The sequence below is a fragment of the Streptomyces sp. NPDC001933 genome (assembly GCF_042890955.1).
GTDB lineage: Bacteria > Actinomycetota > Actinomycetes > Streptomycetales > Streptomycetaceae > Streptomyces.
Map to the genome: position 1 here is coordinate 1 of NZ_JBIASS010000041.1, position 13,957 is coordinate 13,957.

General features: G+C 67.2%; 10 protein-coding genes and 5 pseudogenes. 4 read left to right on the top strand and 11 right to left on the bottom strand.

Translation table 11 applies throughout. The features are described 5' to 3' along the window. Window positions 1-188: pseudogene (locus ACFYY7_RS41930) on the bottom strand (DNA-directed RNA polymerase subunit alpha); the annotation flags it as partial. Window positions 189-832: 644 nt separating this feature from the next. On the opposite strand from ACFYY7_RS41930, the gene ACFYY7_RS41935 reads away from it, so the two are divergent. Then, window positions 833-1,618 carry an alpha/beta fold hydrolase gene (locus ACFYY7_RS41935; RefSeq protein WP_388670685.1) on the top strand — a complete coding sequence of 262 codons (786 nt, stop codon included), beginning with the start codon at window positions 833-835 and terminating at the stop codon, window positions 1,616-1,618. A 669-nt stretch (window positions 1,619-2,287) separates the two neighbouring features. Here ACFYY7_RS41935 and ACFYY7_RS41940 read toward each other — a convergent pair. From ACFYY7_RS41940 to ACFYY7_RS41955, 4 genes and pseudogenes are all read right to left on the bottom strand, one after another. After that, the gene (locus tag ACFYY7_RS41940) at window positions 2,288-2,821 is read right to left on the bottom strand and encodes a GrpB family protein (RefSeq protein WP_388670635.1); all 534 of its coding nucleotides are present in this window, start codon (window positions 2,819-2,821) and stop codon (window positions 2,288-2,290) included. 72 nt (window positions 2,822-2,893) lie between these two features. Then, the gene (gene lepB, locus ACFYY7_RS41945) at window positions 2,894-3,559 is read right to left on the bottom strand and encodes a signal peptidase I (RefSeq protein ID WP_388670638.1); all 666 of its coding nucleotides are present in this window, start codon (window positions 3,557-3,559) and stop codon (window positions 2,894-2,896) included. A gap of 542 nt (window positions 3,560-4,101) precedes the next feature. Beyond that, window positions 4,102-4,308, bottom strand: a pseudogene (locus ACFYY7_RS41950) (IS6 family transposase); the annotation flags it as partial. Window positions 4,309-4,376: 68 nt separating this feature from the next. Then, window positions 4,377-4,544: pseudogene (locus ACFYY7_RS41955) on the bottom strand (IS5/IS1182 family transposase); the annotation flags it as partial. A gap of 210 nt (window positions 4,545-4,754) precedes the next feature. On the opposite strand from ACFYY7_RS41955, the gene ACFYY7_RS41960 reads away from it, so the two are divergent. From ACFYY7_RS41960 to ACFYY7_RS41970, 3 genes are all read left to right on the top strand, one after another. Continuing rightward, complete coding sequence (locus ACFYY7_RS41960) at window positions 4,755-5,270, top strand: cupin domain-containing protein (protein WP_388670641.1); 516 nt, start codon at window positions 4,755-4,757, stop codon at window positions 5,268-5,270. Window positions 5,271-5,379: 109 nt separating this feature from the next. Then, window positions 5,380-5,724: a hypothetical protein gene (locus ACFYY7_RS41965; RefSeq protein ID WP_388670644.1), complete on the top strand. Its 345-nt coding sequence runs from the start codon at window positions 5,380-5,382 to the stop codon at window positions 5,722-5,724. 661 nt (window positions 5,725-6,385) lie between these two features. Continuing rightward, the gene (locus ACFYY7_RS41970) at window positions 6,386-7,282 is read left to right on the top strand and encodes an aminoglycoside phosphotransferase family protein (protein ID WP_388670647.1); all 897 of its coding nucleotides are present in this window, start codon (window positions 6,386-6,388) and stop codon (window positions 7,280-7,282) included. 66 nt (window positions 7,283-7,348) lie between these two features. On the opposite strand, the gene ACFYY7_RS41975 is transcribed toward ACFYY7_RS41970, so the two are convergent. The 6 genes and pseudogenes from ACFYY7_RS41975 to ACFYY7_RS42000 all read right to left on the bottom strand — a co-directional run bounded on the left by ACFYY7_RS41975 (window position 7,349) and on the right by ACFYY7_RS42000 (window position 13,952). Further along, window positions 7,349-7,516 (bottom strand): hypothetical protein, encoded by a 168-nt coding sequence (locus ACFYY7_RS41975; protein ID WP_388670650.1) that lies wholly within the window; start codon window positions 7,514-7,516, stop codon window positions 7,349-7,351. Window positions 7,517-8,206: 690 nt separating this feature from the next. Then, entirely contained in the window at window positions 8,207-8,563 is a 357-nt protein-coding gene (locus ACFYY7_RS41980) for a hypothetical protein (RefSeq protein WP_388670653.1), read from the bottom strand. Window positions 8,564-8,692: 129 nt separating this feature from the next. After that, complete coding sequence (locus tag ACFYY7_RS41985; RefSeq protein WP_388670656.1) at window positions 8,693-9,898, bottom strand: hypothetical protein; 1,206 nt, start codon at window positions 9,896-9,898, stop codon at window positions 8,693-8,695. 105 nt (window positions 9,899-10,003) lie between these two features. After that, window positions 10,004-11,089 (bottom strand): annotated as a pseudogene (locus tag ACFYY7_RS41990) (transposase). Between the two features lie 566 nt (window positions 11,090-11,655). Next, window positions 11,656-11,847: pseudogene (locus ACFYY7_RS41995) on the bottom strand (IS5/IS1182 family transposase); the annotation flags it as partial. A gap of 884 nt (window positions 11,848-12,731) precedes the next feature. Next, window positions 12,732-13,952, bottom strand: a complete 1,221-nt coding sequence (locus ACFYY7_RS42000; protein WP_388670658.1) for a cytochrome P450 — start codon at window positions 13,950-13,952, stop codon at window positions 12,732-12,734. Window positions 13,953-13,957: the final 5 nt, after the last annotated feature.

The window sequence follows — 13,957 nt, forward strand, 5'->3', positions numbered from 1 at the left end:
AACTCGTGCAGGACACCGTCGATCCGGATGCTGGTGACAGCGGCACCGGGGATCGAGGAGAGGAGCGTACGGCGGAGAGAGTTGCCGAGGGTGTAGCCGAAGCCCGGCTCCAGCGGCTCGATGACGAACCGGGAGCGGAACTCGTCGACAACCTCTTCGGTCAGCGACGGACGCTGAGCAATCAGCATAGGGTGCTGCCTCCATTTTTCGGCGCCCGCTATTTGACGCCGTAGACACCGCACGGTACCGGCAATACGACCGCACAAGGGGCCGCACCGCCCGGCTCGGGGCAAAGCACAGATTTCCGCAGGATGGAACGGCGCACAGGAGTGAGTGCGGACCTGGATGCCCTCGGGATGAGCTGGTAGCGCGGCGGCAGGCCGTCTCGACGGGCCGTCAGGACGCTGCTGACGGGGTGTGGCGGTCAAGCTCGGCACATGGCTCGACAACATCCGCAGACGCGCCGCGAAGCTCCACGAGCAGCGCCGTACGGGCCTCGATCAGCTTGGTGTGCGTTGGTAGACGGTTGAGGTGCAGAACGCGAGAGGTCCGGAACCCAGCGGGTTCACAGAATCTGGAAGTGGCTCTCGCGGGAACCCGCTACAGAGGTGAGCGTTCCGCTCGGAGTGACACACGGGTTCAACATCTGGAGCACGCGCACCTGCGGTAGCTTCCGGATCTGACTGCAACCACAACGTGCAGAGGGGGAGTTGTGAGCGACATTGTGGTGAAGGCGCTTCGGGAGCTCATTCCGGCGGGGGCAACGCGCGGTGAGCTGGACCGGGGTGGACGTACCTTACGGTGGGTTGAGGCAGGTGCGGGAAGTACCACTGTGGTCCTGGACGCGGCGAGTGGCACCCCGGGGCTAACGTGGGCACCGGTCCTGCCTGTATTGGCCAAGCACTTTCGGGTCATCGTCTACGACCGTGCCGGGCTCGGCATGAGCGACCCTGTGATTCCGCTCGCCGCCGAGACGTCGGTGGAAGACCTGATTGCACTGCTGGCAGATGTCGGGCAGGGGCCTTGTGTGCTGGTCGGTAACAGTTGGGGAGGCCTGCTTGCCCAGCGGGTGGCGTGGGCTGTTCCTGAGCTGATATCAGGGCTCGTGCTTGTGGACCCGGCCCACGAGGAGTTCCAACCCCTGGTTGGGCGCCTTGCAGACGAGGCTTTTGCTCGCCTCTTTGCCGTGCAGAAGGCCCTGGGCCTCGCTGAGCGCTCCATACGCAAGGGCGCGTCGAGGGCGGCTCGGGTGGCGACCGGCGACCGGCGTGTCCAGGAATTACTCATCGACGCAGAACTGGCCTGCTACGGGCACAGGCATCAGATGCGCACGGCAATGGCCGAGAACAGGATGGTCCGTGACCAGGTCCTCGTATTCCGGCGGTTGCGCGCTTCCTCACAGCTGCCAAACGTGCCGGTGAGGGTCCTGAGTGCGACCGAGGGACTACCGAAAGGGTTGCGGGCTCAGTGGACCATGCTGCACGGGCAGATCGCTGCGGCGGCAGAACGAGGCGAGCATTCAGTGGTGCCTGAATCCGGGCACTACATTCACCAGAGTCAGCCAGAAGTCGTCACGAAGGCTGTTCTCGCCGTGGTTGAGCGGGCAGGACTCGGATGAGACGGCAGATTGACCTGTTCATGCCTGGGTGGGGATCAATGGCCAAGCGCTCGGGGTGGGCGGTGCGGACGTAGCGGATGGCGGTGTGGGAGGTGATCCCGAACAAGCACTCCTGGCACAGGCTGCATTTCGTCCTCGCGCCGGCGGCATCACCTGACCCGGGCGCTGCCGTGGCGATCCGGTAACGGAGGGCGCGGATCACGATGCGGGGCCTTCTCGGTTCAACGCCGTGCGACTGTCGTGGGTCTGCGGGTCGGGGGCAGCGGGGTCGCCGCAGAGGAAGAGAGTCGGGGCGGGGCCTACTCCTACCCTGCGACGAGTCGAGGCGCGGACGGGATCGTCCGGCAGTCCGGCGCTCTGCCGGGCCGGATTCCCGATCGCGGTACACGCCCGCTGCGAGAGCTTCGGCGGGTGATTCGCCTGTTCATGAGGGTGATCGCGGCCCATGTGATCAGCCGTTCGGAGTCCCCGGCTCCGGCTGCCCGCTTGCGCTCTCCGCCACGACGCTCGCGCCACTCGGACTCACACCGCCCCAACCAGGGGTCGGCCAACTCCTCGATCAAAACGCCGAGATGTGCACGCTCAAAGCCGCAGAAGGCAGGATGAGACAAGGCCGAACGGGTTCGGTAATGCGTCACGACATCACCAACCCGCGCGGCCACCGTCACGTCACGGCTCTCCGGCGGCCCGCGCGACGTAGGACTTCGCGACCAGTTCCTCCACCAGAGCGCTCTTCGCCCTCGAGTATTCCCGCCTGCCCTGGCTGTCGGCACGGAACCGCTGTGCGAGGGCCACCTTCAACGCGCTGTAGCGCCGGACTTCATCGGGCCGCTGACGTAGGTAGTCACGGAGCAAGACGTGATCAAGGTGGGGTCTGGAGCCTGCGACCACGCTGTACAGGTGATGTTCGGGAGCTGCAGGAGGGGCTTGAAAGGCCTCCCGCCCCGGAATCCCCAGATCGCCTTCGTGCCGGTATCCCAGCTCGGTGAGCCGGGAGATCAGCGCGGGCATGGTGGCGTCCTCGGCCACCACGATGTCGAGATCGATGACCGGCTTGGCGGCGCATCCGGGCACGGCTGTGCTTCCGACATGCTCGATGGATACAGCCAGGTCCGCGACGTGAGGTGCGAGCCGCTGCCGCAGGTCCTCAAACCGCTCGGGCCATCGGGAGTCATAGTCGCCGACCACGATCGTGCCAGTCATGTCAGCAGTCTCGCAGGATCGCCAGGGCCTATCGAGTCGTTCTGACGGCCCCAGCTATCGCGTACCAAGTCGTTAGACCGCGGGCCACGGCGGCACAGCCGCGAGCGGCCGCCGGGCACTCCGTCCGGCCGTGTACCCCCAGATCCCCAGGCCGATCCCGACCAGCGTCAGCACGATCCCGAAGACCCCGAGCGTCACCAACACCGCCGGCACAGTGAAACCCTTCTGCACTCGCCCGAGCACCCCGGAGGCCGCGACGCTGCCCGACTGCTCGTCGAGGAAGAACCGCGAGTCGTTCGAGTTCCCTCGGTGGTCGCCCAGCAGGAACAACCGCCCGTCCGGCACCTGCACGTCGTACGGTCCGGTTGTCGGGTTCACTTCGCCGCGCATCACATACGGTTCGTCGACCGGCTTCCCGTTCACCGTGATCCGATTTCCGTCGCACACCACGTGATCGCCGCCCATCCCGATGACCCGCTGCAGGACCGGTCTGCCCTGATAGCGATCGGGCACATGGACGAGTACAACATCACCCCTGCGTATCTCGCCCGCGTCGATGCGCTCGATGGCCAGCCGCTCGCCTGGGCGGTACGTGGGCTCCATCGCCTCGCTCATGACGGTGGCCCCCTGGTAATTCGTGAGGAAATACCCGATGTTCCCCAGCGCCAGAACCAGCCCGAGTGGCACCAGTACCCAGGCCGCGACTCTCAGCCCGCCGACCACTCCCCGCTGCTGCATGAACACCCCTCCCTTGAGCCGCCCGAGGCCGGGCGAACCAGCAGAGGCTAAACGGTCTCGAGGCAGGAACGCACCTCACTGCCAAGACTGCATAGGCCGGTGGATTCTTGGGCCCAGTCAAGTGCTGGCGCAGGGGCCTGGAGCACCAGCTCGGAAGACGCCGTATGCAGACTGCGGCTGACCTGCCAAGTTCCTGACCTGGTCCGGAGCGCGACTGTCGCCGCTGTTCCCCGTGCGTCTCCGGAAGATCCCGCCGGAGCGGGCATGGAACGGGCACGCAGTTCATCGAGGTCGCACAGATGCTCTCCGGGGAGAGTGTCGAGCAGGTCGGCCTGGGCGGCGCGGATGCTGGGCGCGGGAACCTGCGGGCCTGCGCCATGGCACGGCGGACGGTCACTCCGGTCATCGTACGGGCAGCGCATCACCGGTCGCCCCGGCCGCCTGGCTCCCCTGCAACAGGGTGCCGGCGCGGCGGCCGGGATCGTGGTCCAGGAGCAGCGTGTTGGCCCTGGCCTGCGTGGTCGGCCTACTCCGACCCCTGGTCGGCGGCCCAGGCCATTGGCGTAGACCTGCCCGAACTTCGTACACCAGCGGCGGACCGTCTCGTGGGAGACGAGCACGCCGCGTTCGAGCATCAGCTCCTCGACCTCGCGGAGCGACAGCGGGAAACGGAAGTGCAGCCACACGCAGTGCGCGATGATCTCCACCGGGTACCGGTGCCCCTTGTACGACGGCGGCGCGCTGTCCACGGACGACCCCTCCCAGCACGACCAACCAGAAGATCGTCCCAGGCCGGTCAGTCAACGTGGCAGTGCCCGTTGCGGCGTTTGTAGAGCTCGCGGTCGAAGCCGGTGGGCCGGCCGCCCTTGCTTCCGCGTCTTGTGCGGTTGGCCCGCTGGTCCTTCGGTTCGGGGATGGTGTGCTTGATCTGGCGTCTCCGCAGGTAGCGGCGGCTTCGGCGTGAGCTGTATGCCTTGTCACAACGCCTATGTGGGCCGCGTTTCGTTCGACGGACACGACAAACGCCTCGCGATCGGGCCCGGGTCTCTCACGGACTGACCGCGACCCGGGCGGCCGGGCTTCTCCATTCGTCGCCGGTCCGGTCAGATGCCCCATTCCACCGGGAAATTGGCCCAACTCTCCGGTGCTGGAATGGCCTGCTCAGTGGAGCACTTCGGACCGTAGAGTCGTGATCATGACTGAGGAAACCACCCCCGCCACCACTCTCCAGGCGGTGCTGACCCGCCACGCGGACGCTGAGACCTGCGCCGACCCGAGCAGTGTGATGACCCTGCTGGCCGAGTCGGACGCAGCTGGCGTCGGCGGCGGCTTCACGAGCTACCGATCCACCTTCAGCAAGGGGGCCGTTGGGGCACCGGCCCACTTCCACACCAGGGCGACGGAGCTGTTCTTCGTGATCAGCGGGTCCCTGCAGGTGCTGGTGGGAGACGAGGTCACCGTCCTGAACACAGGCGATTTCCTGGCGGTGCCGCCGCACACCCCGCATGCCTTCGCAGCGGCGCCCGGCGCCGAGGCCGACGTCCTGTTCGTCTTCACCCCGGGCATGGGCCGGTTCGACTATCTGCGCCTGCTCGGCCGGGTGATGCGCGGTGAGGCCGACCCGAAGGAGATCGCCGATTCCGCGGAACGCTTCGACAACCACTACGTCGACAGCCCGGTATGGCGTGCCGCTCTGGAGCACTCGGCGTGATCGACTCCACGAGCCACATCCGCACGGACCTGGTGCCTTCCTGTCTCGCGACGGAGAATCGTGCGGTTCTGCGGGAACTCCAGCGGGGTAGCCAGCGTCTTCAGTGATCATGAGGGAACGCGGTGAAGTACTGAGTGGTACCGGGGTGGCGCTGGCCGGTGGATTCGTCGGGCTGCTGGGATGGGCCGCGGATGCCGAACTCCGGGCGCGCGCCGGATTCGGAGCAGGGCCGGACTGGAGCGTGCTGTACGCGGAGCTTCCGCTGACTGTTCTCGTTGGAGTGGTAGCCGCTCTGTCAGCGTGGTTGCTGCCCCGACGATGGATGATCGGACCGCCCGTTGTCGGGTACGCAGGCCGCGTCACGCTCGTCGCCGTAGTGCTGGCCGGATTCTGGCTGGCCGTCCAAGGCTGGTACGCAGGACTGCCCGAGTCAGTGCCGGACCACAAGCCCTAGCCTCGTGCTTCATGCGCTGGTTCATGCACCAGGTCGATGAAGAGATCCGTACCTCCCGGACCTGGATGCGGCTGAGACCGGAGCTCGTCGAGATCGTCTACCAACTCCGTCAGGAGCACATGGGCGTGATCAGCGATGACCACGTTCCTCAGGTTCCGACGGAGTTGCTCACCACGAGTCCCGAGGCAGACCCCGGGTTCGTACGCCGTCGATGCCGAGGACGCATGGGTCTCGGGCCAGGGTTGGGGCGCCGCGGAGGAAGAGGGTCGGGGCAGGGTGTCCTGTCTCTCCTCCCCCGCGGCAGCGGGGATACCCAGGTTCACCGGGCGCAGCTGTTGGGCTCGGTGAACCTGGGACCGCTTGGCACGCAGGAAGGTCAAGGTCAGCTCGATGCCTTCGACCTCGCCTTGCCACCCTGGGCGATGGCGTGCTGGCGGCGGTTGACGAGGTCGTCCTCCAGTTCGTCCTACCGGGGCAGCATCGTCGGGTTGACTGAGAGCATCGGGCATCTGATGCAGGCTTCTCTGAACTTGGAGGCTGGGCGTCCGAGAGCCTCTGATCTGCAGCTCTCTGTAACTGGATTAGTGATGCAGAGGAATCACAGCGAGTGTTCCGGAGAGCGAGAGCCGCTCCGGCTGCCGGCTTGGTACTGTGACGTCGCATGGCCGACACCGAGATCGAGATCACCGCAGACCTGGTTCGCGAACTGCTGCAGGAGCAACATCCAGACCTTGCGGGGCTGGCCATCCGGGAGGTGGCGGGCGGCTGGGGCAACCAAATGTGGCGTCTCGGGGACGAGCTGGCCGTGCGCATGCAGCGCATGGACCCCACTCCGGAGCTCCAGCTGAAGGAGCGGCGGTGGCTACCGGTGCTGGCCCCGCGCCTGCCGCTCCCGGTGCCGACCCCGGTGCGGCTCGGCGAACCGTCCGAGCGCTTCCCCAAGCACTGGACCGTGATGACGTGGGTTCCCGGCGAGCCGCTGGACCACGGCTCGATCAGTCGCGGCGCTCACGCGACCGACACGCTGGCGGGCTTCCTCCGGGCGCTCCATGTGGAGGCGCCCGCCGAGGCGCCGATCGCTACGGACTTCGGTGCCCATCCCAGGAACTGCACGGACGGCTTCGAGAACTTCTTCCAGGCCGCTGTCCCCGACGACATCGCTGCTGACGTCCGGGCCGTCTGGGACGACGCCGTTGCAGCCGACACGTGGGAGGGCCCGCCGGTGTGGGTGCACGGCGACCTCCATCCCGCGAACGTCGTCGTCTCGGACGGAACGCTCTCGGGCATCGTCGACTTCGGTGCCATGTTCGCCGGCGACCCGGCGTGGGACCTCGCCGCCGCATGGGTGCTGCTACCCGCGGGCACGGCCTCACGGTTCTTCGACATGTACGCGCATGCAGACGAGGCGGCGATCCGGCGCGCCCGCGGGCTGGCTGCTATGAAGAGCCTGTTCCTGATGCTCATGGGACAGAACGGAGATCGGGGCCTTCCCGGCGGCAAGCCGCACTGGGGACCTGCAGGCCGGGCGGCACTTGATCGTGTTCTGAAGGGCGTTTGATGCACGCTTCTTTAAACCTATTCTCGATCTTGGTTGAGGGCCATGCGGCAGCCCACCTTCGTGGGTTCATCGATCACCACGCGTGGTGGGGATGCCAAGGTCCACGGCCGTATGCTGCCCGTGGCCCCGATCGAGCTGGCTGAACTCCTCCTCGGCGCCAGCCAGGCTGACCTGCAGACCCTCGACCTCGCCGAGCCAGCCTTCCGTCTCGGCTTCGGCGATTCGGGCGATCAAGTTGTCGCGGATCTCGGCAAGCCGTCCCCGTTGGGCCGCGTCAGGTCGGAGGAGCGAGCATCTGACACAAGCTTCTCTGAACTTCCTGTCGCTCGCCTGTCCGCCCGGCGGCCCTGACCGTCGACATTCGCCCGCCGCCTGCTGCACGACGACACCCTCAAGCCCGAAGACCGTCTTGCAGGACTGCTATTGCTCCTTTATGCCCAGTGGCCCGCAGCAATCTCCCGGCTGACCGTCGACCGCATTGAGGAGACCAACGGGGTCCGCATCCGCCTCGGCGATGTTCCGGTCGACCTGCCCCGACCTGTCGCTGACCTGGCCCTTCACCAGGTCTCAGTTCGCCGCAGCCACGCCGTCCTTGCCCGGACGGATACACCCTGGCTCTTCCCCGGAGGCCAGCCCGGCCGCCCGATCAGTGTCTGGGCCATGGGTGAACGGCTCCGCACCCTCGGCATCGACATCACCGTCGCCGTCAAATGGCAGCAGGCCGCTGCCGCAGACTGGGCGCCTACGCGGCTGAGATCAGCCGGCGCATCTGGCCCGGCCACGGGCCTACGGCCGGCGCTGAACATCCCCGACGTCTCCGGCACGAGCCACCCGCGTTCCGCCAGGCTCCTGGCCTTCGAGCGCACCCCTCGACCTTCGCCGCCGTCGTCCCAAGGCCCAGATCCACCGCGATCTCCTCGGCTTTCAGTGGCCTTGGCCCGCCGGCAGCCGCTCCTCCAGCATGCCCAGAATCCGCTGGCAGTCCGGCGCCGGCACCGTCACCGGCAACCCTTCGCGCCAGGGTGGCACGATCGAGCCCGGCACCGGCGCGGGCGCAGGCACGGTTTCCTGCTCTGCCTCGGCCCCCGTCACGGCAAAGGTCTCGGCAGCCGAGGCTGCCAGGGCCTCGACCAGCTCTTCCCGCCCGATCACCCGCCGGTCCAGCTCGATCTCGGCGGCCTCCAACACCCCAGCCAACCGAGCGGCTTCCTCCCGCAGACCCTCCACCCGCACACGGGCAGCCGTCTCCCGCACCCCCAGCATTCCCAGCACCGACGCCACCGCGCACCCCTCACTCACGGAGCGGACACAAGACGCCGGATGCCTCCCCTCGTTCCGAGCTAAACCATGCCTGACCAGCAGAAATCAAGCGATCACGTTCGGTTGAGATACGGCTTCTCACGCTCAGGCTCACGGTGTGGCGTGTGCCTTGTGCACCCCTCCGCTTGGGTCGATGCTCCAGGAGCTGCGCGACTGAACGTACAGAAGACCGGCCTTCCTCGGCGCGATGGCCGGTGCCGTGAACTGCCCGTTCCCCTGGCACAGGAGCGCCCCGAGCGTGAAGTTCGATCGAAGTACGTGGAGCGAGAAGGCAGTCCCGTCATGCTGAGTGATCCGCAGGGGCACCTGGCCGCCGGGGTGCCGCAGCACGTAGGAGCCGGTCGATTCCAGCTCTCCCTCCAGGAGCGGGATCCCCTCCGGCGGATGCAACCAGATCCGCCACTCTCCCTTGGTGTTCATCTGGAGGCGTATCGCGTCCCGACCGTCGGCCTCGACCGGAACAATCGCCCGCGTCAGCGGGGAGCCGTGCGTGAGGATCTGCCTGGGCCGCCCGTTGCCGTCGGGCGGGCTGGTCAGCTCGACCCAGGAGTCCGCGGCCCGCTTCAGGTGGACCACGAGCAGGGCGGGCTTCCGAGGGTCGGTGCGGACCAGTTGGACTCCCTTGTCGCCGTGGCTCTCCCAGCGCTGCCGCGCACCAGTGTTCCCGGGCCAGGTCTCGTAGGGGTCAGGAGACGCGAGCGGGGAAGCCGGGGGCGGAAGCGCTGCGGTCGGGCGACGCTCCGGGCGCCTCTTCGCGCCTGCGGTGGAGGCTGGGCTCGGGCTCGGCCCGGGCCGCGGGTGCGGAGCGGGCCGCCGCTCCCGCAGACCGCTCTCGATCGACGGCATCCCCTCCGCCAGGCGTACGGCGTCGGCTGCACACACGGCGATCATCCGGGCGGCCCCCTCGGAAGGCGCCCAGCGGACATCCTCGGTCGACTGCCCGTGGCGGGGGTCGAAGAAGCACAGCGGACGCCGCTGCGGGCGTGGCTGTCCTTCGATTGCGGCGTCCACACAGGCCAGCGCATGACGTCCCTCGTCGAGAGTGCGCAGCACATCGGCGGCGTCCCGGAGGTTCCGATCGCCGAAGAAGTTCTGCTTGGCCTGCTCGTACGCGTCAAGCGCCCGTTGGTAGTCAGCGAGGAGAGCGGGAACGTCCTTGTGGTGGCCTGGTTCGAAGGAATGTCCAGCGAGCGCCTCCCCGAACGCGGTGATCTCCGCATCGACCTGGGCGAGTTCATCCTTGCGCCTGCGTCCCCGGAACAGACCGGTGATCGCTCCCACTATCCCGTCAGTCACGCAGGTGATCGTAATCGGGTCGGCCAGGTGGGGTGTGTCGCTACCGCCTGCACGTCCCACTTTTCCCCGCCGCCTCGGACGCCCGGCCTCCGCCAACTCAAGCGCTCATCCGCCAACTGAAGTGCTCATTACCTTGTTGGCGGGTTGATTCCGGTCCTTCGTACGATCGGGAGACCCAGGGGCCTGGGTGTGGTTGAAAGCGCTCATGCCGTAGGTGTGGCTTTGACTGATAGGCCGCCCAGTGCCCCGCGACGACACGGCTACGCGGGCCTTGGCGCTGGCGTAACGGTGCGGGTCGTCGCCGAATTCTGCGAGTACCCGGGCGCTGAGTATCGCTCCCAGTCCGGGCTGGGACCGGATGATCTCGGCGTTCGGGTGCTCGCAGACGAAGTCCTCGACCTGCGTGTGCAGGAACTTGACCTGCTCGTTCAAGGTGACGAGCATCGAGATGAGCGCACGAACGGAGACGGCGTAGGCCGTCGTCACAGCGGTGGGCTGGCCCAGGTGTTTGGCGCGCAGTACGGCTTGGATCCTGGTGACCTTGTCGGGGATGCCGCGTCGGCGGGCGCGCTTGAGGGCCGCACTGATTTGTGTGGTCGTCAGCTTCGCAGCGGTGACCGGATCGGCTGCCTTGGCCAGTAGTTCCAGGGTGTCGGGGGCGTCGAGGTCGTCGAACGCCTCCAAGGCGGCGGGGAAGTAGTCGAGCAGGGCGTGCCGCAGCCGCTGCGTGGTGCGGGTGCGTTCCCAGATCAAGGTCTTATGTGCGCGTGTCACGACCTTGACCGCTTCGGCGTCGGCGGTGTCCCCGGAGATCGGGCGGAGCTGGTGGGAGTCGGTACGCACCATGTCAGCGAGCATGTGCGCATCGGCCCCGTCGCTCTTGGCCCCCGACACAGCCAGGCGCTCCCGTTACCGGGATGCCTGCAGCGGATTGACCGCGTACACCGTGTAGCCGGCGGCGATCAGCGCCTGCACCCACGGGCCCCGATGGGTCTCGATTCCGATCACGACCTCGGCCTTGCTGTCTTCGCCGAGCTCCGCACCAATCATCGAGTGCAGTCGTTCGATTCCCGCGACGCCCTCCGGCAGGCGAGCCTTGGACAGCCGACGGCCTGCGGTGTCCATCAACTCGACGTCGTGGTGGTCCTGGGCCCAGTCGTCCCCAACGAACAGCAACTCGTCCTCCGTCATCGACCTCGATCGGCAGTAGCCCGCAGGAGAACCATCAGCGACCTGATAAGGCTGTGCTCACGCCGCAGCCGGGCGGGCACGACATCCCATCAGCGATTTCGCTCCTGGCCGACCAGCAGGGGCACGTTCTGTCAACAGGACTCGGAGTCCAGGGAACAAAGAGTGCTCACCTGATGGCGGCTACCAGGCACCGAGTCTGCCGGATGGAGCCTCGGTAGGTCCTATTAGGGAAGTTGACGGAGGTCCTGGCACGCACCGGGTACGTGGGCCTCTGCAAGATCGCCATTGGCCGCCGCGAGCGGCTGGCGGTGCTGCGGCCGAGGCACGGAGTCCTGGTGTGCCAGGCCCTGCTACATCCCCGATCACTCCCTCTCCTTGACCGACCTCGGGCTACTTCTGCGGTCACAGCAGATCGGGGACGTGCGACTCTCCCGCCCACTCTTCGTAATCGAGGAGTGGCTGGAGTCGGAGTACTACCGAGACCGCTACCGCTGGGGGCACCCCAGCCACGGACGAATAACGGTGCGTGCAGGGAAGTAGTGTGGTCAGCCCTCGGCCGACGCCAGTTTCCTGGGCCAACTGGGGCTGGCGCCTTCCCGGGCCAGACGTCTGCTCCTGAGGGTGATAGCGGCCCAAGTGATCAAGGTCTCGGAATGCTGCACCAAGCGTTCGTAGTCGCGGGCATGTCGCCGTGCGTGCATCATCCACGCGAGTGACTGTCCCGTCTCATCTGATCTTGCCGCCAGGCGAGGGCCTGACCTGCGGGGATGCAAAGTCGAGTAAGACGCCGAAGCCCCGTCGTCTCACTTGATGTTGTCGGTCAGCCACATCTTCCGGCACCGACGCCCGGCGGGCGGCAACGTGACCTGGGCTGTCTCACCTGACGTTGCCGCTGACATGCGAACTCGACAAGGTCAGGTGAGACAGAGGCAAGGTCTCGTGAGACGGGACAGCCGGGCCGACCTCGATGAGCTCGGGATGCGCTGGCTGCGGAGCGTGACGTAGAGCCGTCATACGCGCCGGTAGCGGCCGATTTCGTGACGGCTGGACGTCACGCTGCCCGCGCTCTACGAGCCGCCCGGCGACGCCACGCTCTTGAACGACACCACCCGGAACAGTAAGACGCATCCCGGCGCCGGTCCCCGCCGGCGAACGTGATCCGGCCGCAGACCGGACAGGTCAGCAACCGGATCATGCCAGTGTCCCCGATCGACTCCGCCTCGGCGAGCATCAGTCCGAGCCGCCAGATCCGGTCGGCGACGCCGGTCCCGGTACGCCTGAGCCCGACAGGCGTCGTCGCAGTACCGCCGGCGGGTCGACGCACCCATGGGCAGCCGGGCCCCACAGGAATCGCAGAAACGTATGCGGGCCATACCCCCAGGGTCGCGCGCGACGGTGTCCAGCGCGCCCGGCCATGCCAGCCCGGATCCACGCTCGGCGCGGCCGCGGTGTCGACACCGTGCGTCACGGCGGCGGTCCGGTGCCCTACGGGCAGCGGCCCCGATTCACGGCGAAGAGGTCACACTCGGCGCCGAGACGGAGCCCGTGCCCGGGCCCGGAGCCGAGCTCTTGCCCGAGCTGCGCGTGCCAGGCCGGACCCGACGCGCCGGCCCGTATGGCCTTGATGGCCTCGGCGATCGCGTCACTCGCCACCCTGCTCGACGTAGAGATGGATCGGACCGCGAAGTACGGGGCTGCGCCGGTACGGTGGTGGGTCGGCAACCAGGCTGGGGCGGTCGAGGCGACGTACGAGCTCGGTCAGCGCGATCTGCGTTTCGCGCCGGGCCAGCGGGCCGCCGAAGCACAAGTGGATGCCGCTGCCGAAGCCGAGGTGCTGGTTGTCACGCCGATCGGGGTCGAAGCGGTCGGGATCGTGGAAGCGGTCAGGATCGCGGCTGCCCGAGGCCAGCATCAGCATGATCTGTGAGCCCTTGGGGATCGCGGTGTCGGCGACGGTGATGTCGCTGTATGCCGCCCGCCAGGGAATGATGTGCACGGGAGGCTCGTAGCGCAGCAGTTCCTCCACCAGTGGCACGACCAAGTCCGGCTCGTCGCGCAGTCGTTGCAGCACCTGCGGGTGGCGCAGCAGAGTCAGCATGCCGTTGGTGATGAGATTGACGGTGGTCTCGTGGCCGGCGATCAGCAGCAGGTTGGCGGTGGCGACGATTTCCTCGTCGGTCATCCGCCCGTCGGGCCCGTCATCATTGGCCAGCCGTGACAACAGGTCGTTGCCCGATCGGCCGTGGCGTTGTTCCAGCAGCCCGCCGAGGTACTGGCGAAGGTCTTTACGGGCCTGCACGCCCTTGTCCATTTTTTCCTTCGGGTCGGTCTTGGGGTCGTAATCGATCGAGTTGACGATGTCGTCGACCCACAAGTGGAACTTCGGTTCGTCCTCGCGTGGCACGCCGAGAAGGTGGCAGATCACAGTGACGGGGAACGGGTAGGCGAAGTCGTCGACGATGTCGATCTGCTCCTTGCCCGCGAAGTCGTCGATCAGGCTGCTGACGGTGGCGGTCAGGGAAGGTTCCATGCCGGTCACCAGCCCCGGGGTGTGCGGGGGGCCGAAATGACGCATCGCCATACGCCGCAGGCGGTCGTGTTCGGGAGGATCGAGGTTGATGAACGCCGGCGTGGTCTGTTCCTCGGCTCCGGCCGTCGGATGGGAGAGATTGCGCGTGTCCGAACTCAGCTGCGGGTTGTGCAGGATGTCCGCGATCTCGCGATAGGTGCTGATGACGTAGCTGCCGTCCGCTTGCCGGGCCACCGGCGTCCTGCGCAGCTCGGCGTACAGCGGGTACGGGTCGGCCCGGGAGGAGTAGTCGAGGATCCGGCGCAGCATGTCGGGCGTCTCGGTCGTGGTCATCTCGC